23 protein-coding genes and 2 pseudogenes are annotated in these 26,988 nt (G+C 36.8%); 8 read left to right on the forward strand and 17 right to left on the reverse strand.

The annotated features are described in order from the left end of the window. The first annotated feature begins 1 nt into the window (after position 1). The gene (locus R6U77_RS19635; RefSeq protein ID WP_293922145.1) at positions 2-487 is read left to right on the forward strand and encodes an Lrp/AsnC family transcriptional regulator; all 486 of its coding nucleotides are present in this window, start codon (positions 2-4) and stop codon (positions 485-487) included. Positions 488-716: 229 nt separating this feature from the next. Here the strand turns inward: R6U77_RS19635 and R6U77_RS19640 are convergent, their stop codons facing one another. Continuing rightward, the gene (locus R6U77_RS19640) at positions 717-1,178 is read right to left on the reverse strand and encodes a DUF420 domain-containing protein (RefSeq protein WP_293922148.1); all 462 of its coding nucleotides are present in this window, start codon (positions 1,176-1,178) and stop codon (positions 717-719) included. 23 nt (positions 1,179-1,201) lie between these two features. Then, positions 1,202-2,116, reverse strand: coding sequence for a cytochrome c oxidase assembly factor CtaG (ctaG, locus tag R6U77_RS19645; RefSeq protein ID WP_293922150.1), 915 nt, complete (start codon positions 2,114-2,116; stop codon positions 1,202-1,204). A gap of 252 nt (positions 2,117-2,368) precedes the next feature. Here ctaG and dapF point away from each other — a divergent pair, with 252 nt between their 5' ends. Then, positions 2,369-3,208, forward strand: coding sequence for a diaminopimelate epimerase (gene dapF / locus R6U77_RS19650; RefSeq protein ID WP_319836895.1), 840 nt, complete (start codon positions 2,369-2,371; stop codon positions 3,206-3,208). Positions 3,209-3,237: 29 nt separating this feature from the next. Next, entirely contained in the window at positions 3,238-4,416 is a 1,179-nt protein-coding gene (locus R6U77_RS19655; protein ID WP_319836896.1) for an LL-diaminopimelate aminotransferase, read from the forward strand. A gap of 122 nt (positions 4,417-4,538) precedes the next feature. On the opposite strand, the gene R6U77_RS19660 is transcribed toward R6U77_RS19655, so the two are convergent. The 4 genes from R6U77_RS19660 to coxB are packed head-to-tail and all read right to left on the reverse strand — an operon-like array spanning position 4,539 to position 8,564. Beyond that, a complete protein-coding gene (locus R6U77_RS19660) occupies positions 4,539-4,880 on the reverse strand; it encodes a cytochrome C oxidase subunit IV family protein (RefSeq protein WP_293922158.1) in 342 nt (113 codons plus the stop codon). 1 nt (position 4,881) lies between these two features. Beyond that, complete coding sequence (locus R6U77_RS19665; RefSeq protein ID WP_293922161.1) at positions 4,882-5,517, reverse strand: cytochrome (ubi)quinol oxidase subunit III; 636 nt, start codon at positions 5,515-5,517, stop codon at positions 4,882-4,884. Beyond that, on the reverse strand, positions 5,517-7,457 hold the full coding sequence (locus tag R6U77_RS19670; RefSeq protein WP_293922204.1) for a cytochrome c oxidase subunit I: 1,941 nt from the start codon (positions 7,455-7,457) through the stop codon (positions 5,517-5,519). The genes R6U77_RS19665 and R6U77_RS19670 overlap by 1 nt, the downstream gene beginning before the upstream one ends. Positions 7,458-7,496: 39 nt before the next feature. Continuing rightward, complete coding sequence (gene coxB, locus R6U77_RS19675) at positions 7,497-8,564, reverse strand: cytochrome c oxidase subunit II (RefSeq protein WP_319836897.1); 1,068 nt, start codon at positions 8,562-8,564, stop codon at positions 7,497-7,499. Between the two features lie 859 nt (positions 8,565-9,423). Here coxB and R6U77_RS19680 point away from each other — a divergent pair. Beyond that, positions 9,424-10,344: a COX15/CtaA family protein gene (locus tag R6U77_RS19680; RefSeq protein ID WP_293922167.1), complete on the forward strand. Its 921-nt coding sequence runs from the start codon at positions 9,424-9,426 to the stop codon at positions 10,342-10,344. Between the two features lie 121 nt (positions 10,345-10,465). On the opposite strand, the gene pyc is transcribed toward R6U77_RS19680, so the two are convergent. Genes pyc through R6U77_RS19695 form a run of 3 tightly spaced genes read right to left on the reverse strand, consistent with a single transcriptional unit; the run spans position 10,466 to position 15,427 of the window. Continuing rightward, complete coding sequence (pyc, locus tag R6U77_RS19685) at positions 10,466-13,900, reverse strand: pyruvate carboxylase (RefSeq protein WP_319836898.1); 3,435 nt, start codon at positions 13,898-13,900, stop codon at positions 10,466-10,468. Positions 13,901-13,915: 15 nt separating this feature from the next. Next, a complete protein-coding gene (locus R6U77_RS19690) occupies positions 13,916-15,088 on the reverse strand; it encodes an FtsW/RodA/SpoVE family cell cycle protein (protein WP_293922173.1) in 1,173 nt (390 codons plus the stop codon). 57 nt (positions 15,089-15,145) lie between these two features. Continuing rightward, the gene (locus R6U77_RS19695; protein ID WP_293922176.1) at positions 15,146-15,427 is read right to left on the reverse strand and encodes an Fpa/YlaN family protein; all 282 of its coding nucleotides are present in this window, start codon (positions 15,425-15,427) and stop codon (positions 15,146-15,148) included. Between the two features lie 391 nt (positions 15,428-15,818). Here R6U77_RS19695 and R6U77_RS19700 point away from each other — a divergent pair, with 391 nt between their 5' ends. Together R6U77_RS19700 and R6U77_RS19705 are read left to right on the forward strand one after the other, a co-directional pair. Then, positions 15,819-16,316 carry a peptidyl-prolyl cis-trans isomerase gene (locus R6U77_RS19700; RefSeq protein ID WP_293922179.1) on the forward strand — a complete coding sequence of 166 codons (498 nt, stop codon included), beginning with the start codon at positions 15,819-15,821 and terminating at the stop codon, positions 16,314-16,316. A 14-nt stretch (positions 16,317-16,330) separates the two neighbouring features. Then, positions 16,331-16,534 (forward strand): YlaI family protein, encoded by a 204-nt coding sequence (locus R6U77_RS19705; protein WP_293922182.1) that lies wholly within the window; start codon positions 16,331-16,333, stop codon positions 16,532-16,534. A 302-nt stretch (positions 16,535-16,836) separates the two neighbouring features. On the opposite strand, the gene R6U77_RS19710 is transcribed toward R6U77_RS19705, so the two are convergent. From R6U77_RS19710 to R6U77_RS19720, 3 genes and pseudogenes are all read right to left on the reverse strand, one after another. Continuing rightward, on the reverse strand, positions 16,837-17,676 hold the full coding sequence (locus R6U77_RS19710; protein ID WP_293922206.1) for an ABC transporter permease: 840 nt from the start codon (positions 17,674-17,676) through the stop codon (positions 16,837-16,839). Next, entirely contained in the window at positions 17,612-18,382 is a 771-nt protein-coding gene (locus tag R6U77_RS19715) for an ABC transporter ATP-binding protein (RefSeq protein WP_319836899.1), read from the reverse strand. Before R6U77_RS19715 ends, R6U77_RS19710 begins: the two co-directional genes overlap by 65 nt. Position 18,383: 1 nt before the next feature. Continuing rightward, a pseudogene (locus tag R6U77_RS19720) lies at positions 18,384-18,845 on the reverse strand (ABC transporter substrate-binding protein); the annotation flags it as partial. Between the two features lie 442 nt (positions 18,846-19,287). Here R6U77_RS19720 and R6U77_RS19725 point away from each other — a divergent pair. Further along, positions 19,288-20,613, forward strand: coding sequence for an IS3 family transposase (locus R6U77_RS19725; RefSeq protein ID WP_319836349.1), 1,326 nt, complete (start codon positions 19,288-19,290; stop codon positions 20,611-20,613). Between the two features lie 69 nt (positions 20,614-20,682). Further along, positions 20,683-22,125: an S-layer homology domain-containing protein gene (locus R6U77_RS19730; RefSeq protein WP_319836900.1), complete on the forward strand. Its 1,443-nt coding sequence runs from the start codon at positions 20,683-20,685 to the stop codon at positions 22,123-22,125. A gap of 510 nt (positions 22,126-22,635) precedes the next feature. Here the strand turns inward: R6U77_RS19730 and R6U77_RS19735 are convergent. The 5 genes and pseudogenes from R6U77_RS19735 to R6U77_RS19755 form a co-directional block, all read right to left on the reverse strand. Next, on the reverse strand, positions 22,636-24,228 hold the full coding sequence (locus R6U77_RS19735) for a recombinase family protein (RefSeq protein ID WP_319836901.1): 1,593 nt from the start codon (positions 24,226-24,228) through the stop codon (positions 22,636-22,638). Positions 24,229-24,267: 39 nt separating this feature from the next. Continuing rightward, entirely contained in the window at positions 24,268-24,471 is a 204-nt protein-coding gene (locus tag R6U77_RS19740; RefSeq protein WP_319836902.1) for a hypothetical protein, read from the reverse strand. 300 nt (positions 24,472-24,771) lie between these two features. Continuing rightward, entirely contained in the window at positions 24,772-24,996 is a 225-nt protein-coding gene (locus tag R6U77_RS19745) for a hypothetical protein (RefSeq protein ID WP_319836903.1), read from the reverse strand. Positions 24,997-25,022: 26 nt separating this feature from the next. Then, on the reverse strand, positions 25,023-25,787 hold the full coding sequence (locus R6U77_RS19750; protein ID WP_319836904.1) for a hypothetical protein: 765 nt from the start codon (positions 25,785-25,787) through the stop codon (positions 25,023-25,025). Between the two features lie 462 nt (positions 25,788-26,249). Continuing rightward, positions 26,250-26,789: pseudogene (locus R6U77_RS19755) on the reverse strand (ABC transporter substrate-binding protein); the annotation flags it as partial. Positions 26,790-26,988 lie beyond the last annotated feature (199 nt).

Below are 26,988 nucleotides of genomic sequence, written 5' to 3' on the forward strand. Positions count from 1 at the left end.
GATGGAGTCATATGTAAGTAAAGTGTTAGATGCGATTGATTTCGAAATTTTAGATTTACTTCAAAAAGAATCACATATTAGCAATGCGGAATTAGCAAGGCGTGTAAATTTATCGTCACCAGCTACACATGCTAGAATTAAACGACTAGAAAGCGAGGGCTTTATCGAAAGACAAGTAGCTATTCTAAACCAAGAAAAGCTCGGCTTCGATTTACTTTGCTATATTTTTATTAGCACAAATATCCATCAATCTGAGCTACTAGAAAAACTCGAAGGCTCTTTAGCAACAATGGCTGAAATATTGGAGTGTCACTGTTTAACGGGGGAACACGATTATTTATTAAAGGTGGTCATTCGCGATCGTAAAGAATTAGATTACTTTATCAGAAAGCTAAACACACTTGGTATATCTAAAATCCAAACAAATTTATCATTAAGAGAAGTAAAAAATTCGACCATTTTACCAATCATCAATCATGAGCAATAACATAAAAAAGAGGGCGTCCGAAAAGTCATTTTGGGACGCCCCCTTTGCGACGAGGATGGTGACAATTTGCTCCTGCGATTACTCGTCGCAGTTAAAAACATTTGCTCCTGCGATTACTCGTCGCAGAAAAGCTCTATTGTGACAACCGCAGGAGCACAATTTTAATCAAAAATTGATTATGTAAAAAAGCGGAGCTGTTCAGAAAGTTCACTTTCTGGACAGCCCCTTTTTAAAATCCTAAAATCGCCTTAATAACCGAAGTTGTTTCTCCACCTTTGTAAATTACATATAACAGCATGTACACTGCTACACCTGTAATCGCTACGAAAAACCAAATAAGGCTTGTAATTGGTCCAATTCGACGGTGTAATTTTAAATTTGTTTTTAAACCAGATAAAATGCTAACGATACCAAATACCGCTCCAACTGTAGCTAAAATAATATGGAAAATTAAAAAGAACGTATAGTATCCTTTCACTTCATCAGGTCCGCCGAAAGCTGTATTGCCAACAAAAATTGTACGAGATGCATAAATAATAAAGAAGATTAACGCCGCAACACCTGCTGCTAGCATCACCTTTTTATGTGCTTCTATTTTGCGCTTATAAATTAAATACCACCCAATCGCAACTAAAACTGCACTAATTACGATAAACGTTGTACTAATTGTAGGTAAAATCGGTACACCCATTTTTCATTCTCCAACTCTCTGTCTTATTTATAAATTGTTTGCTCTTGAAATTCTTTTAATGCTTTCGCTGTAATTTCATCAGGGTCTTTTCTTTCACTGTTCCACCATATACGGAACACTCTAGCTAAAATAACAGCAAAAATAATTTCCTGAATAATTTTCATCAGCACACCACCGACTTGCTGGTCGCTCAGTGGGCTCATCGATGAAAACAGCTCTGGTCCTGATAATGTTAAGCCAGATAACGTAGATTGAGGTACACATAGCTCCATCGCTTTCAGCCATACATCCGCATCTGTATACGTTGCGTACATCGGGTTTGATGCAAAGATAATTAACGCACAAGCTGGTGTAATTAATACGGCATTCCCAATAATATAAGCAATTTTATACAGTGGCTTTAATTGATGCTGCCCCTCTACCATGTTTAATAACGGCCAGTACATAAAAATAGCTGAGACAAATAAAATAAATGTGTATAAGCCATGCAACGTTTCATCTAGCTTAATCGTATCAAAAATTGATGGGATATGATAAAACGAAAATAATGCAATAAACACAAATATAGCTACAAGCGGCTGTGTAAAGATTTTAAAAATCTTTCGAATCACAGGTGCATGGACCACAACATTCCACACCCACCATGGTATTCCCTTTATTAAAAAAATCGGGATTAGCAATAATAAAAATGCCATTTGTACCATATGAACAGTAAACATAATATGACCTAGCAAATCGACTGGTGAGCCTTTAATAATATAAAGAGTAATCATGGCTAATATAAAGTAAATCGCTTCACTTCTCTTCAAAGGCTCGCTCACTTTAAAATCTTTGCGCCATGTCACAGTAACTAAAAAATAGACAACAGTTAAAAATATGATGACCCCAATAAAATAAGGGCTCCATAAAGCTTGAAATCCAAAAATGCTCAATGGCATAATACCGCGCTCCTTTAACTTCAATATCTCTATTATAAAGCGCTATAACCATTAACATCAATAGAAGAACTATGACAATTAAAGTAATTTTGATAAGTAGACATCATCGAGTGAGAAAAAACACTTTCTCGGCATAACAATTATCTAAATTTAGCATTATTTCTGATATTGACAGACAAAACATATGTACTGTATGATTTAACACATTAAAACTACAGAATATGTTTAGCATATTCAAGAAAGGATGAATATATGGAATTAAAATTCACAAAAATGCAAGGTCTAGGAAATGATTATATTTATATCAATTGCTTCGAAGCTGAAATTAACTCACCTGAAGCCCTTGCTATTAAGCTGTCCGATAGACATTTTGGAATCGGGGGCGATGGCATTGTTTTAATACTTCCTTCCAATGTAGCTGATGCAAAAATGCGAATGTTTAACATTGATGGCAGTGAAGGAAAAATGTGTGGAAATGCGATAAGATGTGTTGCGAAATACTTATATGATTACAACATTGTAGCAAAAGAAGAACTAACAGTCGAAACGCTTTCAGGTATTAAAACACTTAGCCTTTACATAGAAAATGGAGCTGTAGAAAATGTAATGGTTGATATGGGGAAAGCTGAGCTTCTTCCAGAAAAAATACCTGTTTTATTGTCAGGAGAAGGCATTATCGCTGAGCCTGTGACAATTGGAACAGAAAATTATGAGATTACATGTGTATCGATGGGAAATCCTCACTGTGTCGTATTTAAGGACCATATAGATGATTTAGACCTACCAAAGCTTGGACCTTTATTTGAAAATAGTCCTCTTTTCCCTGACCGTATAAACACTGAATTTATCGAGGTCGTAGAGCGCAATGTTTTAAAAATGAGGGTATGGGAGCGCGGCAGTGGTGAAACACTTGCCTGTGGAACTGGTGCATGTGCCTCGGCAGTAGCGGCAGTTTTAAACGGCTATTGTGAGAAAAATGTCGATATTCAAGTCCATCTTTTAGGTGGTATGCTCACAATCCGATATACGGATGATACAGTCTGGATGACAGGTGGCTGTGCTAAAGTATTCGAAGGTACAATAAATATATAAATTAAACGATTCCTGAGGAGGAAAATCCATTGAATATTAATCAACATTATTTAGAGCTTCAAGACAGCTACCTTTTTTCTCTCGTCACTAAAAAAGTAAATGCCTATAAAGAAAAAAACCCTAGCAAAGAAGTGATTCGACTAGGTATAGGCGATGTCACGCTACCTCTTGTTCCAGCCGTTGTGGAGGCCATGCAAAAAGCCGTCGCTGAACAAGGCGAGAAAAGTACCTTTAAAGGTTATGGTGAAGAACAAGGCTATGAATTTCTTCGTCAAACAATTTGCCAATACTACTCCGAAAAAAAAGTTTCTCTCTCTGATACAGAAGTTTTTATAAGTGATGGTGCAAAAAGTGATATTGGGAACATTCTCGATATTTTCGATATAGACAACACAGTTCTTATTCCTGATCCTGTCTATCCTGTTTATGTAGACACAAACGTGATGGCTGGTCGAAAAATCATTTATGCAAACGGTACTGTAGAAAATAACTTCTCTCCTCTTCCAGATGAAAATATAAAAGCAGATATTATTTACCTTTGCTCACCAAATAACCCTACAGGAGCAGTTTATAATAAAGAGCAGCTTGAAAGCTGGGTATCCTATGCACTAAAGCATGATGCTGTTATTCTTTTTGATAGTGCCTACGAAACATTTATTCAAGATGAAAGCTTACCTACAAGTATTTATCAAATCGAAGGTGCAGAAAAATGTGCAATTGAATTTTGCTCTCTTTCTAAAACAGCTGGATTCACAGGAACACGCTGTGGCTATACAATCGTCCCACATGCGCTTATTCGTAATAATACGTCGCTTAATAAGCTATGGCTAAGAAGACAAACAACGAAATTTAACGGCGTTCCATATATTGTACAAAAGGGCGCAGAAGCTGTTTTTTCAAATGATGGCCTGCAACAAATTAAAGAAAACATCGCATATTATATGGAAAACGCCAAGCTTATTTCAGGAACACTGAAGGAGCTTAACATTTGGCATGTAGGCGGTGAAAACTCGCCGTATATTTGGCTGAAATGTCCGAACGATATGACATCATGGGATTACTTTGATTACCTTTTAGAAAATGCTCAAGTTGTTGGCACACCTGGCTCAGGGTTCGGCTCAAATGGCGAAGGATTTTTCAGACTTTCAGCTTTTGGAGAAAGAAAAAATGTGATAGAAGCAATGGAAAGATTGCGTAAACTGAAATAAAATTTTTAAGAAGCAGTTTGAAAGGAAGTTATCTTTTTTCAAACTGCTTCTTTTTCATTTTTACAGTAATGAAAAAGGTACTTGGCAAGTTAACTTGCCAAGTACCTTTTTTGAAGCAACAATTACCACCAAATAATTGTTAAGAAGCATAAGAAGAATGTGAAGGCGATAAAAGCGCCTCCCCACATGAAGAATGAAATTACTCCGATGTGGTGACCATTTTTATCATCCATATGCATGAATGCATATAATTGCTGTACTACTTGAACACCAGCAAGCAATAATACAAATGGCTTAACAAAGTTTGGTGCAAAATCTGCTACTGCTGATGCAAATGCTACGAAAGTTAATAAAATCATAATCGCAAATTGCGTTACTTGTGTGCGCATTTTTGCTGCATTTGCTTTACGATAATACTCTTGTTGGACTTGAGAACGAGCTTCGAAATGTGTATCGTGTGCCATATTATCCTAACACTCCCATCAAGTAAACTACAGTAAAGATGAATACCCATACAACGTCAATAAAGTGCCAATAAAGCGATGCAATAAAGTACTTTGGTGCGTTGTATAAATTTAATCCACGCTTCATATTACGGAAGATTAAACTAGAAATCCATACTAAACCGATAATAACGTGTAATCCGTGCGTTCCTACTAATGTAAAGAATGCTGAAGAATACGCTGAATGTGTGTAACCAAAGCCGATGTGTACATAGTGATAGAACTCGTAAATTTCAAGGCATAAGAAACCGATACCTAAAATTACTGTAATCCCCATCCATGTTTGAACACCTTTAAAGTTAAAGTTTTTCATATGGTACATTGCGTACACTGATGTTAAAGATGATGTTAAAAGCAACATCGTCATTGCAAATGCTAAAGGTAACTCATAAAGTGCCTTCGCTGAATATTTTGTTAAATCCATACTAGCAGGACCTGAATCCTTTAACGCTAAGTATGTTGCAAAAAGACTTGCGAACAGAACAACCTCACAGGCAAGGAAAATCCAGAAGCCAACAAACTTATTTTTCCCTTCCATTGTTGCTTGTTCAGCATGCTCAGGCCAATTTTGAGGAGTGAATTTAGTATTTAAATCCATTAGTTGTTCCCTCCTTTTTTACCTGCTGCACGGAATTGTGCTAAATCCTTCTCGATTGCTTCAACTTCAGCTACATGTACATGATAGCCTAAGTCGTCTTTCAATGAACGAGTAATCATTGAACCAACTGTAATACCTAAACCTACAACAATTAAACCAACAGATAATGCTGGTGATACACTTTCTGCTGTACCTGCAAGTGCTTGTTTGCCCCATGGACTATATAATGCACCAAATGCAGCGATAAATGTACCGATTGACATAATTAACGGTAAAATTGAGTTGTTCGGCATATGAATATCGCCTAGTGGCTCAGCATAAACCATACCCTCTTTATTTCCTTCTTGCTTCTCAATCCAATATGGATCATATCCACGTACAAGTGGCGTTTGCTTAAAGTTATAGAATGGTAGTGGTGTTTCAAGTGCCCACTCAAGTGAACGTCCATCACCCCAGTAATCGCGACGATTAAGAGGTTCAGATTTAATTGATAATAATACATTAAGTACTAATAAAATTACACCTACACCCATCATTGCAGCACCGATTGTTGAAATCATGTTGAATAAATCCCAACCTTGGTCTGGCATATATGTGAATACGCGACGTGGCATACCCATTAAGCCTAAGAAATGCTGTAAGAAGAATGTTAAATGGAACCCGATAAAGAAGATCCAGAAAGTTAATACACCTAGCTTTTCATTTAAAGCGCGGTTGAACATAATCGGCCAGTAGAAATGCGCTGCCCCGAATAATGCTGTAACGATACCACCTACGATTACGTAGTGGAAATGCGCTACGATAAAGTAAGAATCGTGTAATTGGTAATCAAGTGGTGCAGCAGCCTGCATAACCCCTGTTACCCCACCCGCTACGAATGACGGGATAAAGCCAAGTGCATAAAGCATTGGTACAGTAACTTTAATGGAGCCACCCCAGATTGTTAAAATCCAGTTGAACACTTTCATACCAGTAGGTACAGCAATTGTCATTGTTGCTACTGCAAAAATAGCGTTCGCTGTTGCACCAAGACCTGTTGTGAACATATGGTGAGCCCATACCATGAATCCTAAGAATCCGATTAAAATTGTAGCGAATACCATTGAAGAGTATCCGAATAAGCGTTTACGAGCGAATACTGGAATAATTTCAGAGAATAAACCGAACGCTGGTAATACTAAAATGTAAACTTCAGGGTGACCAAAGATCCAGAATAAATGCTCCCAAATAATTGTGTTACCACCCATTGTATGTTCGAAGAAGTTAGCGCCAAACATACGGTCCACTAACATTAAGAATAAACCTACAGTAAGTGGAGGGAATGCGAATAAAATTAACGTACTTGACACTAATGATGTCCACGTAAATAGTGGCATACGCATAAATGTCATACCAGGTGCACGCATCGTAATAATTGTTACGATAAAGTTGATACCAGAAATTAGCGTACCAGCACCAGAAATTTGTAAACCAAGAACATAAAAGTCAATACCATGTCCTGGAGAATATAAAGATAATGATGCATATGAAGTCCAACCTGCATCAGGTGCTCCACCTAAGAAGAATGATAGGTGAAGGAAAACTGCTCCTAGGAAGAATAACCAGAAACCTAGTGCATTTAAGAATGGGAACGCAACGTCACGTGCCCCAATTTGTAATGGTACAATGGCATTCATAAATGCAAACAGTAATGGTGTAGCAGCTAAAAATAGCATCGTTGTACCGTGCATTGTTAACAATTGGTTAAACATTCCCGCTGATACGAAAGTATTCTCTGGGAACAATAGTTGAAATCGCATAAACAATGCTTCAAGTCCGGCAATAGCAAAGAATAGCGTACCGGCTGCTAAATACAAAATGGCGATTTTTTTATGGTCGACAGTCGTTAAATAGTCCCATACTTGTGCGCCAAATCCTTTTTTTTGTGCAACAGAGCTCACAACTTTAACCTCCTTCAAAGTTTCTATCTCTTGTAATTATTATTTTTCTACAGATAATGTCATTAAGTACTCAGCAATCGCTTGAGCCTCTTCTTCTGAAACATTATATTTACCAGTCATTAAGTTACCTGGCTTGTAGTATTCTGGATCATTAATCCAAGCAGCTGTTTTTTCTGTTGTATGCTCTAAGAAACCAGCTACACGGTTACGATCTCCAAATGTCGTTAAATTTGGTCCCATACCGCCAGATACACCAACACCAGAAATTGCGTGACAGCCTAAGCAGCTGTTTGCAAATGTTGCTTCACCTAAATCCGTAGAATCAGCTGATGCTGTTTGACCTTCAGTAGCTTTCATTGCTGCTACCCAAGCATCAAATGCTGGTCGATCTAAAGCTTTTACTTTAAAGTCCATTAAGGCATGTGATGGTCCGCAAAGCTCCGCACACTTACCGAAGAATACGCCTTCTTTTAAGCCTTCTGATGTTTTATCAAACTCTAAGTAGAATTTGTTTAAGTTATCTACGTTTGTATCCATTTTCCCACCAACAGCAGGAATCCAGAATGAGTGCTTAACGTCTGCTGCTATTAAGTTGAAGTATACTTTTTCATCCGTTGGCACTACTAATTCTTGAGCAGTAACAATTCCTTGGTTTGGATATTCAAACTCCCACCAATATAATTTTGCTGTTACATTAACTGTTAAAGCTGTTTTTTCTCCATTTTCATCTACCTCTTCCATTGCAGCAACATCTGCAAATTTATAAGTAGATATTAACACTGGAACAGAAATGATAATTAATAAAATAATTGGAATAACTGTCCAAATTACTTCTAGCGTGTGACTTCCTTCAACTTGCTTCGGAATTACGTTTTCTCCGACTCTTGAGCGACGGAATTTAACGAATGCAAGTAAGTAAATTACTGAAACAATAATCGTTACTACTGTCATGATGATTGTTGTCAGCAGTAAAAGATTCAATTGTTCTTTCCCGACAGCACCAGATGGTCTTAGAGTGGAAAGATGTTCTTCACCACAAGCTGCAAGGAACACTGTCATTACTGCTAAAAGTGAAAATAGACGCCATTTTTTAAGCCCTTTCATCATAGCTTAATTAAACCCCTCTTTCTTTTTTGTATTTCCATGTGTGACTCGGACTATGGTTCTCTATATGAATTATTGTTACAGAAAGAACCTTTACCTAACGCTCAGTGTAATTACAGCTCTTGTACTAACTTCAAGCTGCCTTCGCCACTTTAATAACATTGATTGCCCCATACTAGCTTATCCTAAATGGGCAACTAGTATAATGTTATTTAGTAGAACGAATATTATTTTCTAATTGCACACTGAACAATCCTCGTATTTCTTCACATGCTAGCACGATAGATGCTAAAATTACAAAATCTCGCTTACAGCATTACTAAACAGCTTTTACAAATCAGCTTCAATTATGAAAAATAAAGTTTTTCTAAATTTCCTTCAATAACCTCTGCAAGGAAAAATTAAATAAAAAAGTTAGATTAAACGATAACAATCTGTCTAATAAATGCGAGAAGATTTTTGTACGATAGAAATCGTCTAAGCGCTACCTTTTTTCCATTGCTAAAGCGTTATCTAAATTGTAAATGAAACTGCCTTTCATTTTTGTAAGCATATTCCGCTAACATAACTATAGCGAAATTTGTCTTCAATTTCTAGACGTTTGGTGAAATTTCAGTGAAGAATACAGAAAAAGTCCATATACTGTTCTGAATATAGAAATACCATATTCTATAGTAAGCTATTTTACAATCACTTTTGTGAATGTAACGGCACGAATTTATGAACAATTTGTGAAAAGCTTTCTACATTGAAATGTCATTTTATGAATGAAGTTGTCTTTTACGTTATAATTCGCTATCATCTAAAACTAGAGACGCTTTTTTTTTAAGCGATGTTGATAGACAAAGTAGGTGGCATATCATTGCAGCATAGTAAATATTTAAAATGGCTTGCAGTAGCAGCAACAATTGGGATGTTATTAATCCTTCTAGGCGGCGCGCTTGTGACAAAAACTGATAGTGGTTTAGGCTGTGGACGAAATTGGCCTGATTGTAACGGTTCGCTCATTCCAAAGGAAATTACAACAGAAGTATTAATTGAATTCTCACATCGTGCTGTAACTGGCTCAGTATCCATTCTTATAGTTCTTTTAGTCGCATGGACTTGGCGCACGCTTGGCCATATTCGTGAAGTAAAGTTTTTAGGCTTTTTAGCTATTTTCTTTTTAGTCGCTCAAGCATTAATCGGTGCCGCACAAGTATTGTGGGGACAAGGTGATTTCATTTTAGCACTGCATTTCGGCATATCATTAATCTCCTTCGCCGCCGTATTGCTGTTAGCACTCATTGTATTTGAAGTCGATCGCAAATTCGACGCAGATAAAGTGTATATTGGTAAAACATTGAAATGGAATATCATTGGTGTGACACTTTATTCTTACATTGTCGTATACACAGGTGCATTAGTACGTCATACGGACTCTAGTCTTGTCTGTCCTGACTGGCCATTTTGCCGAAATAGCTCTCCAGCTGAGCTCCCTCGCAATATGTATGAGTGGGTACAGATGGGGCATCGCTTCGCAGTATTACTTATCGTTATTTGGATTGCCTATATTACATGGCATGTTGTCAAGCATTACAAAAATCAAGCAGTCCTTTATTGGGGCTGGATTCTCGCTTTCGGTCTTGTCATTGTACAAGCATTAGCAGGAATGCTTGTTGTTATTACAAGATTGAATTTATTTGTTGCATTATTGCACTCTTTATTTATTTCTATCTTGTTCGGTCTATTTTGTTATATGATTCTACTCGTTTCTCGTAGCAATTTGAATCAGAGACAATAATAAAAAAGTGAAACCAATGCGGTTTCGCTTTTTTATTTCTTCAAATGAGAAATACTTCAATAAAATGCAAATAGCTGATGAGCAATGTAGGAACTAGCCCACATTGCTCATCAGCCTTATTTTATTCTAGCTCGACTAATAAATCGCCTGTTGAAATCGCATCGCCTGCTGCTGTGTAAATTTCTTTGACAATGCCATCTTTCGGTGCTTGAACTGTCGTCTCCATTTTCATTGCCTCTGTAATTAAGAGGTGGTCGCCTCGCTTCACAGGACTACCTTTTGATACAACAACTTTTAACACTGTACCAGGCATTGTTGCTGCAATTTGGTTTGGATTAGATGGATCTGCCTTCATTGCAGCATTGCCATCCGCCTCAACCGTTAAATCTTGAATAACAAGTTCACGTGATTGACCATTTAGCTCAAAGTAAATTGTACGTGTACCATCATGCTGTGGCTCTCCAATCGATACGAGCTTAACGATTAATGTTTTCCCTTTTTCAATCTCTACTTCGATTTCTTCCCCAAGCTTTAAGCCGTATAGGAATGTCGGTGTATCTAAAACAGATGTATCACCAAATTGTGCATAAACATTCGCATATTCCTCAAATACTTTCGGATATAATGCATATGCAAGCACATCCTTTTTCGTTACAGCGCGCCCGATTTTCCCTGCAAGCTCAGCTTCTAATTGCTCAAAATCAACTGGTGCTAACAGCTCGCCTGGACGAACTGTTATCGCCTCTCGCTCCTTCAATACTACACGCTGTAAATCTTGCGGGAAGCCACCATGTGGTTGCCCTAAATAACCTTGGAAAAACTCAATAACAGAGTCTGGGAAGTCGATACTTTGCCCACGCTCTAAAATATTATCCTCTGTTAAATCATTTTGTACCATGAACAACGCCATATCCCCAACAACCTTTGAAGATGGTGTTACTTTAACAATATCTCCAAACATAAAGTTAACACGTGAGTACATTTTCTTTACTTCATCCCAACGATCGCCAAGTCCAACCGCCTTTGCTTGTTGCTGTAGATTACTATATTGTCCACCAGGCATTTCATGCACATAAATTTCTGAGTGTGGACTATTCATACCGCTCTCAAAATCTTTGTAGTATTTACGTACATCTTCCCAATAATAGTTTAATTGCTCCAATGCTTCAATATCAGCACGTACTTCGCGGCTACCGCCCTTTGTTGCATAGTATAGAGAGTTTGCGCTTGGCTGAGATGTTAAGCCTGCCATTGAGCCTAAAGCAGTATCAACTATATCTACTCCTGCTTCAATTGCCTTCGCATATAGGAAAATACCATTGCCGCTCGTATCATGTGAATGCAAGTGAATTGGTAAGCTTGTCGCCTCTTTCAATTCTGAAATTAGGCGATACGCCGCTTCTGGCTTTAATAAGCCTGCCATATCTTTAATCGCTAAAATATGTGCACCTGCTGCCTCTAGCTCACGTGCCATATCTTTATAATACTGCACCGTGTATTTGGCACGACTATCATCTAAAATATCGCCTGTATAACAAATTGCTGCCTCAGCGATTTTCCCTGTATTGCGTACTTCATCGATTGCAACTTCCATTCCTTTAATCCAGTTCAAGCTATCGAAAATGCGGAATACATCAATACCTGATGTCGCTGATTCTTGAATGAATTCACGAATTAAATTGTCTGGATAGTTCGTATAGCCAACCGCATTTGCTCCACGCAATAGCATTTGGAATAGTACATTTGGCATTTGCTGACGCAATTTTTCTAAACGAGCCCATGGATCTTCCTTTAAGAAACGGTAAGCAACATCGAATGTTGCACCCCCCCACATTTCCAGTGAGAAGAAATTATGCATCATGCGTGCCGTATGGTCTGCAATTTGGAACATATCCTGCGAACGCATACGTGTAGCAAGCAATGATTGATGTGCATCCCTAAATGTTGTATCTGTTAACAGCACATCTTCCTGTTCTTTAATCCAATCAACTAAACCAGCCGCACCACGCTCATCTAAAATTTGCTTCGTACCAGCAAGTGGTGCTGTTAATAAATCGATTTTAGGTTTATTTGGCTGTACAAAAATTGGCTTTGTTCGCTTTTCTACTCCTGGGAAGCCATTCAGCGTCACATTACCAATATAGCTTAATAGCTTTGTTCCACGGTCTTTTCTTTCTGGGAATCGGAACAGCTCTGGTGTTGAATCAATGAAGCTCGTATCAAATTGCCCGTTTAAAAACTTCTCATGCACAACGACGTTTTCCAAAAATGGAATATTTGTTTTCACACCTCGAATTCGGAATTCTCGCAAATTTCTGTCCATTTTAGACGCAGCTTGGGCAAAAGTCATTCCCCATGTTGAAATTTTCACAAGAAGTGAATCGTAATAAGGTGTCACAACTGCTCCTTGGAAGCCGTTCCCTGCATCTAAACGCACACCGAAGCCACCGCTTGAACGATACACCATCAGCTTGCCTGTATCTGGCATAAAATCATTCGTTGGATCCTCTGTCGTTACACGAGATTGAATTGCATAACCAAATAGCGGAATATCATTTTGTGCTGGAATGCCAATCGCTTCAGAATGTAATGCATGCCCTTCAGCTACTTTAATTTGCGCATGGACGATATCGATTCCTGTAATCATTTCTGTAATTGTATGCTCCACTTGAATTCGTGGATTCACCTCGATGAAGTAAAAATCATCGCCTGCTACTAAAAACTCCACAGTACCTGCATTAATATAGCCTACATTGCGCATTAGCTTTACTGCCGCATCGCAAATACGTTGACGTAAATCAGCAGAAATAGAGTTCGATGGTGCAATTTCTACTACCTTTTGATGACGACGTTGAATTGAGCAATCACGCTCATATAAATGAATAATCTCACCTGTTGTATCCCCTAAAATTTGCACTTCAATATGCTTTGGCTTGACGATGCATTTTTCAACATACACTTCATCAGAGCCAAAGGCTGCTTTCGCTTCTGATTTAGCTCGCTCGTAAGCTGAGACAAGCTCCTCTTTAGCTTGCACCATACGCATTCCTCGGCCACCGCCGCCTAATGCTGCTTTAATCATAATTGGATAACCATGCTTTTCACCGAATGCCTCTACTTCTGCTAAATCTGCTACAGGACCATCCGTACCTGGAATTACCGGAATATCTGCTTTAATTGCTTGCTCACGTGCTTTTACTTTATCACCAAACATATCTAAATGAGCTGACGTTGGTCCGATAAATTGAATGCCTTCCTCCTCACAGCGTCTAGCAAAGTCGACATTTTCTGATAAAAAGCCATAGCCTGGATGAATGGCATCAACTTTCGCATCTTTGGCAATCGAAATGATGCTTTCTATATCTAAATAGGCATCGATTGGCTTTTTGCCAATCCCTACTAAGTAAGCTTCGTCTGCTTTGTAGCGATGATAAGCGCCGCTATCCTCGCGTGAATAAATCGCAACGGTTTTAATATTAAGCTCGTTACATGCTCGAAAAATTCGAATTGCGATTTCTCCTCTGTTTGCTACTAAAATTTTGTTGATTTTCTTCATTCCCCAAAATCCCTCCTATGATTGCTTACGCTTATCAAATTTATAGTACATGGAAATATTGATTAATATTCCCATAGCTAACGATAATAAAAGTATTGACGTACCACCATAACTAATAAATGGCAACGTAACACCTGTTAAAGGGAAAATCCCAGCTAAACCTGCCAAATTTAAAAACGCCTGGAAGCCAATCCATACAGCAATTCCACCAGCAATCATACGCGCTAATGGATCTTTTGTCGTCATAGCAATATATAAACCTCGTAATACAATAAAGGCAAGTCCTCCAATCACAATTGCTACCCCAAGCACCCCAAGCTCTTCTGCAATAATTGCCATAATAAAATCGGTTTCAGGGTGAGGTAAATAGCCAAGCTTTTGAATCGATTGCCCTAGCCCCCGACCTTCAAGCCCTCCTGCTCCAATTGCCAAATAGCCATTCACAATTTGATAACCCGAGCCATCAGCATATTCAAACGGATTTTTTAAAACTAAAAAGCGGCCCATACGACTTTCAGTAAGAATATCGCCTTTGATTAAAAATACAGCAGCTATAATAATCGTACCGAAAATACCTAGTACCGCCACAAATTTCCCTAGCGTTCTACCTTTAATACCGCTAAACGCTAAAATAGACATCGCGATGACACCAATGATTAAAACAGCTCCTAAGTCTGTTTCCATCCCAACGCTAAATAAAATAAGCAGCCATATAGAAATTGGATAAATAATATCATTAGGCTGTACATTTTGAATGGAGCTTTCACGCAAGCCCTTTTTATAAAGTGAGCCTGCAAAGTATAAAATGACAAATAGTTTAGCATATTCGGAAGGCTGGAAGTTCATGATGCCAAATAAGGAAATCCAACTTTTAGAGCCTCCTGCCGACATCCCATTGATATTTACCCAAGCTAAAAGGACTGCCATTACACACATTAACATGAATAGAATTGTTTTATTACTATAGTGTTTATACGGGAAAAAGGCACCTACTATAAAGGCTAATGCCGCAACTTTTAAATTGGTTAATTGCTTTGCATAATAAGCATCTGGTGGCTTCTGTTCCGTAATAGCTACCATCATACTAGAGCTATAAATCATTACAAGCCCAAAAAGACATAGTAAAATATATGTAATAAATAATGGGTAGTCAAAATTGCGGAAATAAGTAGCAAAATATTTTTTCATTTCAAAAAACCTCATTTTAGAAAAAAAACTCAAAGCGCGTAAAGCGTTTGAGTTTTTTTATTTTTCTGTATACGCATCATGTAAAAGGGATAATTCTTTTTCTAATGAATCAAGAATCCCCTTTCCTTGCTCACGCTCAATTAAGCCAAGCTTCACAGCAAAATCGATTTCGCGTGATAAGCCAAACATTTGTGTATCTAATACTTCTTCGTATAAAGGACATTGTGGCATTGTCAAATTATCCATTTGCACTTTAATTAAGCGGGCAATTTTCTCTGCATCCGCCTGCAATTGTGTTAATGCCTTTTCCTGAAAAGAAGATTGTGATGTAGTATCCATGAGGACGCCCCCATTATTTGATATTTCTTGGATTGTATATTACTAAATTTTATCTTTTAGTGAGTAAAAATGCAAGTATCTATATAAGGAATCTACTCTTTTACTCTACTTCACTATGATAAACCGAGGCAGCCACTAATAGCAAGTAACTTTTTTAACTTGACTCAACAAATCTTTTTGCGATGAATAGCAGGATAAATACTAAATGCCATTTTAATCAGAGGGCATCCCCATCAAGCCTCTAGCAGATGTCACAACTTCTGCTATGAGGTATGGACACAATGTCAGTGAGACATAATTGATAATAGAAATTAATTACCATGAATTGATTATTAAGCTAGAAAAACGGTATACTATAGTTTGATGTAAGGAAGAAGGAGGATTTCGTAAAATGCAAGGAATAATTCCGATTAAAGGCGCTGTTACATATAACTTAACACTTGATCCAACTGTTTGGATTTTTGATGACCGTAAACTTGATTTAAAAACATACTTCGATGAAAAGCCGGTACAGGAAGAGGATGAAAAATATTTGCGTGAGGTTGGTGCACACTGGTCACGTGAAATTATGGAAGGAGCTGTCTTCCCCCCTACTTTAAAAACGGAAAGAAAATTCGACCGTAAAGGGATGGTAACAGGAACATTCGGCATTGAAATTAAACCTTTCTTAAACAACGCTGGCATTAAAGAAGACGCAACAGAGGTTGTTTTTGAATGCCGTAATGGAGAAGAGCATACTTTTTCAATTGAAGAAGCAAAAACGTTAATTTTTAAATATAGTCAAGATGGCAAGCCGTTAACTGAAGATGGACCAGTGCATATATTATTGGCTGATGGCTCAAACATTGATAACCCAATAACACATGTAGAAGCGATTCGTGTTCAATAGGAGGAAATTTAATTATGCGTGTTAAATGTGTCATTTGTGATACAATCCAGCAGCTTGAGGATGATTTACCCCTTGCAAAAAAGCTGCGCAATCGACCAATCCATACGTATATGTGCAATTCATGTTCTACACGCATTGCTGATAATACTAAAAGAAGGCTCGCTACAGGCAAGTTTCGTTTTTTCCGCACCTCTTCAAAGTTTGATGAGGAATTTTAAAAAACAAATGATGCTGCCAAAAAGGGGAATTTGCTTTTCTGGCAGCAGTCATATCGCATCAGTTTAGGTTTTGATACTTCACTTTTATTTGTGGCTTCTTTGATTTATTTGCGACTTCTCTGTTTTATTTGCGACTTCTCTGTTTTATTTGCGACTTCTCTGTTTTATTTGCGACTTCCCTGTTTTATTTGCGAGTCTTCGAATATACCTGTAACTCTCTCATTTCAAGTGTGATTTAATCCACAAAAATACTGATTACCCCATCCAAAGTGAATGTAGCAATCAGCTAAGCTTAATAATCTCTATCTACTTTTTTTCACTAATTTGCGCTCTACAAATTCCACAAGCTGATACATGATTGTGGCAAATACAGCAATAATCATCAATGCTAAAAATACAAGATTGAAATTAAACACTTGGAAGCCATAAATAATTAAATAGCCTAGCCCTTTTGCCGACACAAGAAATTCCCCAACGATTACCCCAACCCAAGATAGCCCAACATTGACCTTTAATGTCGAGATAATAGTAGGAAATGATGCTGGTAAAATGGCCTCTTTAAAAATTTGTGCACGGTTAGCATTAAAGGTTTGTAGCACCTTTACATAATTTGTATCTACTTCGGTAAAAGCTGTATATATAACAATGGTGGAAATGATAACGGAAATAATAGCGCCCATTGTAATAATCGATGTCATACCAGGTCCCATCGCCACAATTAATATAGGGCCAAGCGCCACTTTAGGCATCGCATTTAAAACGACAAGATAAGGGTCTGCCACTTTCGAGAAAAAAGGAGACCACCATAAAATTGCCGCAATAATTGTGCCAAGCAATGTGCCAATAATAAAGCCCAATACCGTTTCAAATAGTGTAATATTGACATGTAGCATTAGCGTGCCATCTGACCACTTTTCAATAAATAGATGCCATACTTTTGATGGTGCACTAAAAATAAGTGGATCGACCCAACGATTGGACGAGGCAAACTCCCATAAACCGAGAAAGCTGAGAAGAATGATTACTTGAATAAGTCGAACAATATATTTTTCTTTTTTCAATGCTCTTTTATACTGTTCATGAAGAAGTTGAATGTTCAAGGCTTTCAAGCTCCTTCCAAACGCTTTGGAAAAATGCACCATAACTCGCATGTGTACGCGCTTCAAATGGTGTCAAAGCGGCTAATTGTTGCGGCACATCAAATATTTTATGAATCGTGCCAGGCTTTGCACTCATCAAAATAATACGGTCGCTCATAGCGATCGCTTCACCAATATCATGCGTCACTAGAATTGCCGTTTTTTCATAGCTTTTCAGCATGGCGCATACTAAATCCTCAAGCTTTAATTTTGATTTATAATCCAACGCTGAAAACGGCTCATCTAATAATAATATTTTAGGATTCACCGCTAATGTCCTTGCTAATGCAACGCGTTGCCGCATCCCGCCGGATAACTGTCTTGGATATTTTTTTTCAACGTTAGGTAAGCCAACAGCATCGAGCAATTGCTGTGCTGTTTGTTTTGCCTGTGCTTCCTCATGTTTGAGCAGTTTTAAACCAAGCATGACATTTTCCTCAATTGTTTTCCACGGAAATAAGTAATCTTGCTGTAGCATATAGCCAATCGACATACTTTGACTATTTCCCTCAACTACAATATCGCCTACTGTTGGCTCTAGCAAACCTGCCATAATTGAAAGCAATGTCGATTTTCCACAGCCACTCGCCCCTAAAATTGAAACAAACTCACCATGCGCAACAGAAAAATGAATATCGCGCAATGCCTCTGTCGCTACCTCTTGTGAAAAATACGTATGAGAAATATGATTGACTGTTAGCATCGCCATATTAATTCAGCGCTTTCTCAGCAAATGAAGTATCTACAAATTCATTATAATCCATTCTTCGCGGTAGCTCGCCTGCTTGCTCAATAACATCCTGTAGCAGCTCCCATTCTGCCTCATCTAAAATAGGATTTTTAGCATATGATTCCTGCGCTCTATAACGCTCAACAACGGTAGCTATTAAAGACAGCTCTGTATTTTCAAAATAAGGAGCAATTGACTTCGCTACATCTTCTGCACTATTTGCATAAACATAATTTTGTGCCTTTTGAATAGCACGTGTAAAGCTTTCAGCAACTTCTGCCTGCTCCTCTAAATAACTTTTCTTTGACATGAATGTCGTATATGGTAAATGCCCTGATTGCGCACCAAAAGAAGCAACAATATGTCCAACTCCTTCTAGCTCAAAAAGGCTTGCAGTAGGTTCAAACAATTGCACAAAATCACCTGTTCCTGAAGCAAAGGCTAAAGGATACAAAAAACACTACCTTTTATAAAACAAGTCGAAGTAATTTACATTGATATAATTTTATTGTGAAAATTCATCAATAGTTACGTATGTACTTTTATTTCACTGATATTGTTTACCTTGTTCTACAAATGGGATAGATTGTTAAACATCTTCTATACTTTAAATAAAAATAAAGTTTGTAAAAAAATTTTTCAATAGAATGAAACTTATTTTCCCTTTTTCCGTCAGTACAGGACAATTGCTTGAAGGAGGTTTTTTAAACTTACTAACTAACAGTAAAATCGAATAAGCGTTTGCAATACGATAAAAGAAAGGAAGATAGAAAATGAAGAAAATAATATGGTACCTGTGGAGTGGACACTTGAAAAAGAGTGTGCACTTCACAGGTATTTTTTATATACTTGATTCTCAAGCAACTAAAGGACGGACAACAACGATGAGTAAACAATTATTTTCACCAAAACAGATGGAACAACTACAACAGAATCCACATGTAGTCAAAGTAACCGAACGAACAATTACGTACGCAGATACATTTAAAAGCCAATTTATCGATGAGTATTTGGCTGGTAAAACACCAAGACAGATCTTTAGCGAATATGGCTTTGATATCGAAGTGCTCGGGATGAAGCGTGTTGAACAAGCTTCTTCACGTTGGCGAAAAGCGTATGATCAAAATGGATTAATTGGTCTGACAGATACGCGAAAAACGAGCTCAGGCAGACCGTTACAGCGTGAATTAACCATGACAGAAATGGTAGAAAGACAAGCGGCTCGTATTGAATTATTAGAAGGACAAATCGAGCTACTAAAAAAGCTCGAAGTGACCGAAAGGAGGCTGCTCAGCGACAGTCAAAAACAAAGCGCACGTAAAGTATTTCAACTCATTGCAGATACGCTTAAGCAGTTTCCATTTAAACGCATGGTGACGTATTTTTGTACGCTTTTAAACGTCTCTCGTTCAGGCTATTATCGCTTTTTAGAGACAGAAGAAGCACGAGCTGTAAAGGAAAAACGAGATGAAGAAGCACGCGACCAGATCTTAAAAGCCTTTAAGCGTCGTGGTTATAAGAAAGGTTCACGCTCGATTAAAATGACGCTTGAACAAGATTTTGATCTCGTCATGAACCGAAAGAAAATCCAGCGTATTATGCGTAAATATGGCGTCGTTTGCCCACATCGTAAACCGAATCCCTATAAACAAATGGCGAAAGCAACGAAAGAACATCGCGTGGTGCCGAATTTATTAAACCGTGAATTCAAACAAGGTGTGGCAGGTAAAGTATTACTAACAGACATCAGCTATATTCCATACAACGGAACGATGGCTTATTTATCGACCATAAAAGACGGCTCAACGAATGAAATTTTAGCGTATCATGTATCAGACCGTATTACGCTAGGTATCGCCACAACAACGGTGAAAAAACTCTTCCGTAATAAACGTGTAAAGCTCCAGCCAGATGCTTTCATCCACTCCGATCAAGGTGTTCATTATACAAGCCCTAAATTCCAAAAGCTTTTAAAGCACTACAAACTTGGTCAATCGATGTCACGTCGAGGTAACTGTTGGGATAATGCCCCACAAGAATCCTTCTTCGGACACTTAAAAGACGAGGTTGATTTCAGCATGGCCAAAACGTTAGACGAGGTACGTGCTAAAATCGATCACTACATGGTCTACTACAATAATTATCGCTATCAATGGAACCTAAAAAAGATGGCTCCTGTACAATACAGAAACCATCTCTTGGCAGCCTAAACCCTTTTTTACATTTGTCCTTGACTAAGGGACCATATTAAAAGACGATTTGCAGCACTCGGCGCACTATTGTTAGCGTGTAGCCTCCCCTTCTCCGGCACATTTGCCGCAAGCCCAAAACAATTCCAAGACGTACCACCATCAAAGTATTTTGCGGAAGCGGTCTATGATTTGTCAGAGCGCAATATTATTAGTGGATATCCAGACGGTACATTCAAGCCAGGAAACACCATTACGAGAGGACAGGCAGCTGCGATTATTGCAAAGATGATTAAATTAGACACATCTAACGTGAAGAATCCAGGATTTAAAGACGTCCCAACTGCCAACGGTTATTATAAGGCTATTGCAGCCATGACAGAAAAAGGTATCATTAGCGGCTATGGAGATGGACGTTATGGACCGAATGATCCTATCAAACGGGGACAGATGGCTTCGATACTTGTCAAAGCGTTCAATTTACCACGCTATGAAGGCATTGCCAATCCTTTTAAAGATGTGGAAACATATTATTTCCCATCACATGGTGATAATATTTTAATTCTCTACAAGCTTGGCATCACGGGTGGTACATCACCTGATAAATTCAGTCCAAATGCTTTCGTCACTAGAGGGCAAGCAGCCAAAATGTTGAAAGCAACTGAAGAACTGAAACCAGCTATGATTACAATGGAGGCAAGTGACCTTGGATTGGATGAAATTACATTATTAAGAGCTAATCAAGATGATAGTGATTTGTTTGAGGGGGCTTTTTTGAAAGGGAAAAAGGGTTACAGCGAGAGTAAAATACAACTAATTCCTTTAAAAGAAGGCAAAGGGAAATTTGTTGTAGTAGGTACTATTGCAAATAATGAAGTGTATAAAAAATATTATGCGCATATCAAAAAAGAAAATAATGAGCTAAAGCTGACACTGGAGGAAACAGAGGATTTTCTTCCAACAACAGCCGAGTTATCGGTTTCAGATGGAAAAACGAAGGAAATATCAAGTCAATCTGTTCAAAGCATATCTCTTTCCACGATGGATGGAAAAAAATTGACTGACAATATGAAATTCAAACATGACCAGTATGGCCATTCTGTTTCTATCGCTATAGAACAACCTGGTCAGTATATCGCTACTGTGCTTTTTGCGAATGGAGAGGAAGTACGTTACGGAATCGAAGCGAAAACGAATAAGACTAGCTTTTACTATGACATGAAGGTTGTGAAAGAACAACTTTCTGATTTATTTGATGTAGGAGCAACATACAACATAGGCAAGCATACAATACGAACAAAAGACGCTGAACAAATAGTCACAATTACAAGGGACCCTGGTACTAATCTATTTCGCGCTCAAGTTACTGGTCAGAAAGAAGGCGTAATTTCTATTGATTTCGAGCATAATATAGTCGAAAAATCTTGTGACGATACAGAATGTTACGTAAGCGATTGGATAGGTATTTCGGTAGTAGTTGAGCGAGTCGGTTCCATTGCAAATGTTACAATGCGTCAGTTAATTGATAGCTAATCGAAAATGCTTCTACTTTATGAAGTAAACGGGCGCATTTCTTTAACAAAAAGTGCGTCTAAAAACTTATAAGGATATATTGCCCTGAAAAATATCTACAGGCTTGTGTATGAGGATTTTTATTTTGTTTAACTATCATAATCCCTTGTCGTTCAAACAGCATTAAGTTGTTTATTTAAGTTTTAGTAAATGCAATAAAATTTCTTTCAAAAAGGATGTATCTTTTACAACTAGTATGAATTTAAATTGCGCAGCAGTTGATTTGGAGCTTAATGGTTTAATTTGTTATACACTTTAATTATATATCTGAATAAAAAGGACTTAATTTGCAAAAGTTAAGTCCTTTTTTAAAATGCTAATTCACATATCAATTTGATACTAATTTCAATGCAGCTTCAAATTTTTGTAACAGATTGCTAGATAGGTTATTTCGCGAAGGTGTATGTTTTATAATAAAGCATTTATTAACCTTCTTGGTAAAATCCTAACCAATATCTGTACTAAAATATTCTAATTAAAATTCCCTTCAAAGTAATCTGATAACAATATATTCAATTCGATTTCTATTACATTCTTCCCTAAATAAACCTTATTAATTATTCTTGAAAGCATTGCTTTTTTTAAATCCTCATCTGCTTCATTAAATTTCCGCTCCCAATTTACTAATTCATTTGCTAGATAATTTACATCTGAAAAGTTTTCTCTTTCTTTTTCCAATCCCTCTTTCACCATATTTAATTGTGATAACTTCTCTTCCATTTGCTTTTCTATTGCATTAATAGCTCCTGATAACTGCTCAGCAGTAAAAGAGCTTTCCCCAATTAAAGCCTTCCCGATTTCAAGATTTAATTTTTCATGTTGTTTTATTAAAGCTACATACTCTTTTTCTAAATTAGAAATATTCCGTTCCTTTATCTTTAGCAAATCAATTTTTGTATTTTGACCTGCATCAAGAAAGGATTTCAATTCAAATTGTGATAGGATAAATTTTATCTTATTCATAATCAGTGTATCGAATTTTTTCCCACCCCAAATATTTTGTTGATGATTACCATATAAATTACCTTTATTTAAGGGGCATTTGTATCGGTAAATAGTGTTTTTATAGTATCTCTCTTTATTGTTACATTTTGACTTTCTATATAAATAATTAGAGGTAAGCTTTGAACTACAATATTTACAATATGCCAAACCTGAAAATAGTAATTTTCCTGCTCTTGGTATATCAAATTTGTCTTGTTCTTTAATACTACTGCTCCTATTATTTCTTATTTGCTCAGCTTGACTAAATAACTCATCTGGAATGATTCTTAACTTTTCGTTAAATGGCTGTATTCCGCCTTTAGCATTTTTATATTTTTTTAATCCAACATAAATTGAATTTGATAATATTCTCTGTATGGTACTCACCATAAAAACTTTACCTTCTCTATTTCGATAGCCATTTTCATTTAAATAATCGGCAATTTTTCTATAACCCATATGATTTTCTACATATAGTTTATAAATCAACTTAATCAATTGTGCTTCATTTTCATCTGGTACTAATTCTTTCACTCGACGCTCTCTATTTTTCCAATGTCGCTCAGCTGTTTCAACAATTTTATACCCAATTGGTGCTGGGCCACCTTGGAAATAGCCTTGTTCACTTAGTTGTTTTTTCGCTTCTTTTACCCTAATTGAAGTTTTTTGACTTTCACCATCTGATTGCCAAAAGCTTATATAATTTAGAAGCTTATCAATATGGGATTCAATTTTTCTTTGGCCTTCTTTGACTGACCAAACCTCAATAGCGTTCTGCACTAAAAAATTTACCATTACTGGTGTCTCATCTTCTCTTCGACCTAAACGATCAAACATGAAAACCAATAATACGTCAAATTCTTTATTTAATGCACCTTCTTTTAAGGCTGCCATTTCATCTCGTTCATCTACTGTTTTTTTCCAACCAGATACTCCCTTTTCGTATAACTCATTTGTTATTATCCAATCAGGTTTGTTTTTAACGAATTCATGACAAGCATTTTTTTGCATGGGTATATCATCATCTGTACTTACTTGTTGTTTTTTAGATACCCGAAATAAACACCACACTCGTTTCATTTTCACACACCCGTTCATTCATCTTAAAAAGAGAGACATTTATAATATCTCTAAGAAAAATGTTTTTAGTGCATTTTTTGCATTATTTGTTTTTTCCTGATCTTTAGTAAATTTCAAGTGTATTTTCACTTCGTTTTCTGAAATATCCTTTAAATAATCAAATTTATGCTCTGATTTGTGTAGATACTTTACTCCACCTATATCGATTTCACCCAACGATTGATGATGACTTACTTCCTCCATAATTAATCACTCCGATGTTATGGGATGTTAAAGTGTATTCGCCTTGAATCGATAATATTAGTCATTTTTTCACATCCAAAATTTCTTCATAATAACATCTAATTCAACATCCTTTTCAATTCTTTTAAAAAGAAAAAACCCATAGAAAGATCTACACATTTGTGTAAACCTTCTATGGGTTTTCCCTTTTCGCTTATTTAATTGTTCATATTTAAATTTTACAGCGTAATTCAGTTTATTTAATTTTAGTCTCTGTTGCATGTGTCAAAGGTTATATTACAAGTGTACAAAGCATCTACATCATTTGCGGGAAAACACATGAATAAATAAAATTATTACACCTGCTACACCAACGAGTAATGCCATAAAACTGTAATCTAAATACTTGAATAAGATATAAAGCAATCCAGCTATACCTATTAAACTTGCGGTTATTAATTTCTTTGGTTCTTTATTTCCTTTGCGATATGCAATTACAAATAGTGTTAAAGAAGCGAGCAACAACCCTAGGTTATTTAATTCCAAGAAGTTCACCTCACTTTTTTAATAAATTAGTATGGTTTATCACTAAACCACCAACTACCAATTTCTGTACTCTTATATGACCATTGTGGTGTAGTAAGATTACCAACTTTAAATCTCGCTGTCAAAGTAGCATCTTGATAACGATAAGCAATTTGATTGGAACCATATCCAGTTGGAACAGGACTAGTAGTTCTATAAATCGAGTAAGACCATACGGCATCGATTACATCCCCCATTATTTGTGCAGTAGCGGATAGTCCAAAACTTGTTATCGCACTTTTCGCAGTTGTTAAAATTGCTGGAACAGTTACACCCATTTGCCCTAAAATTGCTACTCCTACTATTAACATAATACCAAGATAGATTGCAGCACTTGTTATTTCACCAGCTATTTTTTTTGCAGTTGTTGTAATTGTTGTATATTTTACTGGAGTATACGCAGAAAAAGAAGTTATAGCAGGTATATCATCATAATATTCAATTTCAGTTTCAGCTACAACACCTAGATTTTCTCCATTTAATGTCAACTCATAAGTATCCGTATTAATTACGTATGTTAAATCTTCAGAAATTATTTCAATTTCATTATCAGATAGAACATTAAAATCAATTACTTCGCCAGTTTCATTAAAAATCGCTTCTTTTTGGCTGTTTAATATTGCTTCGAGATCAAATTCGCTATAAGCTGCTTGCATAGTACTAGCGGAAACATTATTTACAAATGGCATAGAAGCAAATACTAAAATAAAAGAAGTTAGTACAAATAAAAATTTAAAGATTTTTCTTTTCAAAAAACCACCCCTTAATTTGAATTTTTTTCATATATTACACATATAATGGTAAACTATTTCAATTTACATGTAAATACCTTTTTGGAATTTTTTAATATTTTCTATATAAGATATATAGAATTTAATATTGTACGTATCAAATCCATTCAAGAGTTATTAGCAGTGTTCTTGTAAACAAATAGAGGGAGACAATAATTAAAAATGAAGACCTTGTGTGCTTGTATTTTGTGAATGGAACTTTTAGCCTCCGCAAAGTCATCCATTAGAATTTCTTATGTAAATGAGCATCGGTTTCTATTTAATAAAGTCAATGTCTATAAATGGTTTTAGTTCTTCATCTGTCACCGTACACAACAAATCTACTTTATCCATCAAAGTTTCGTCATACCGATATTTAAAATCAGTATTCGTTGAGGATGCGTTATAATATAAGATTTACTCCACTCTGTAATATCTCCAATTAAAAATATAGTAGTGTTTTTTGTCCCCTGAAGCAAAGGCAGTTGCCACATTAGCAAAGTCGATATTTTGAATTAGCTCAAGGTCGTTATGTGGATCAATGCCGTGTTGGCGCAGTACATATTCTCCTGCCATTTGTGGCATGCCGCCTTTACGTTGTCCGAGAAAAACAGAGCCCTTCAGCATTTCCCATGAAAAATCGTCGATTTCCTCCCTTGCCACTAAAAATGTCCCGTCCGTTTGTGTTAGCTGTGCAAAATTAATAATTGGATCATTTGCTTCCTGTGCATTGACATAAATCGATGTTTCTGAGCCAACAAGTGCCACATCTATGCCATCAGATAAAAGTGCCGTCATTGTCTTATCACCGCCTGCAATCGTCCTTAAATCGACTTTCAAGCCCTCTTCCTCAAAGAATCCTTCCTCTATTGCTACATAAAGTGGAGCATAAAAAATCGAGCGTGTCACTTCTCCGACCCGAACCTCCGTCAGCTTCTCCTGCTGACAAGCACCTAATAGGAAAAACATCAAGCACGATAGCATCACTAGAAAACCTTTCCCCCTGTGTCTAAACATAACCAATCCTCCTCACGTACAACTGTTATATCTAGAGTAGCGTATGCATAAAGGGAAAAATGTGTGCTCTAGCTCAAAAAACTCTATCAAAATGCTTTTTGAAAATTATTGTCTGCCCATGAGATTTTAAAAATTAGAATGCATTATTTTGATATTTTTCATCCAT

It is taken from the genome of Lysinibacillus louembei (assembly GCF_033880585.1).
Classification (GTDB): Bacteria; Bacillota; Bacilli; order Bacillales_A; family Planococcaceae; genus Metasolibacillus; species Metasolibacillus louembei.

Bases quoted from the DNA above. Each gene is read 5' to 3' on its own strand.
- R6U77_RS19635 (WP_293922145.1), top strand. From the start codon at position 2: ATGGAGTCATATGTAAGTAAAGTGTTAGATGCGATTGATTTCGAAATT.
- R6U77_RS19640 (WP_293922148.1), bottom strand. From the start codon at position 1,178: ATGGGTGTACCGATTTTACCTACAATTAGTACAACGTTTATCGTAATT.
- ctaG (WP_293922150.1), bottom strand. From the start codon at position 2,116: ATGCCATTGAGCATTTTTGGATTTCAAGCTTTATGGAGCCCTTATTTT.
- dapF (WP_319836895.1), top strand. From the start codon at position 2,369: ATGGAATTAAAATTCACAAAAATGCAAGGTCTAGGAAATGATTATATT.
- R6U77_RS19660 (WP_293922158.1), bottom strand. From the start codon at position 4,880: ATGGCACACGATACACATTTCGAAGCTCGTTCTCAAGTCCAACAAGAG.
- R6U77_RS19665 (WP_293922161.1), bottom strand. From the start codon at position 5,517: ATGGATTTAAATACTAAATTCACTCCTCAAAATTGGCCTGAGCATGCT.
- coxB (WP_319836897.1), bottom strand. From the start codon at position 8,564: ATGATGAAAGGGCTTAAAAAATGGCGTCTATTTTCACTTTTAGCAGTA.
- pyc (WP_319836898.1), bottom strand. From the start codon at position 13,900: ATGAAGAAAATCAACAAAATTTTAGTAGCAAACAGAGGAGAAATCGCA.
- R6U77_RS19690 (WP_293922173.1), bottom strand. From the start codon at position 15,088: ATGAAAAAATATTTTGCTACTTATTTCCGCAATTTTGACTACCCATTA.
- R6U77_RS19695 (WP_293922176.1), bottom strand. From the start codon at position 15,427: ATGGATACTACATCACAATCTTCTTTTCAGGAAAAGGCATTAACACAA.
- R6U77_RS19700 (WP_293922179.1), top strand. From the start codon at position 15,819: ATGCAAGGAATAATTCCGATTAAAGGCGCTGTTACATATAACTTAACA.
- R6U77_RS19705 (WP_293922182.1), top strand. From the start codon at position 16,331: ATGCGTGTTAAATGTGTCATTTGTGATACAATCCAGCAGCTTGAGGAT.
- R6U77_RS19710 (WP_293922206.1), bottom strand. From the start codon at position 17,676: ATGGTGCATTTTTCCAAAGCGTTTGGAAGGAGCTTGAAAGCCTTGAAC.
- R6U77_RS19715 (WP_319836899.1), bottom strand. From the start codon at position 18,382: ATGGCGATGCTAACAGTCAATCATATTTCTCATACGTATTTTTCACAA.
- R6U77_RS19725 (WP_319836349.1), top strand. From the start codon at position 19,288: ATGAGTAAACAATTATTTTCACCAAAACAGATGGAACAACTACAACAG.
- R6U77_RS19735 (WP_319836901.1), bottom strand. From the start codon at position 24,228: ATGAAACGAGTGTGGTGTTTATTTCGGGTATCTAAAAAACAACAAGTA.
- R6U77_RS19740 (WP_319836902.1), bottom strand. From the start codon at position 24,471: ATGGAGGAAGTAAGTCATCATCAATCGTTGGGTGAAATCGATATAGGT.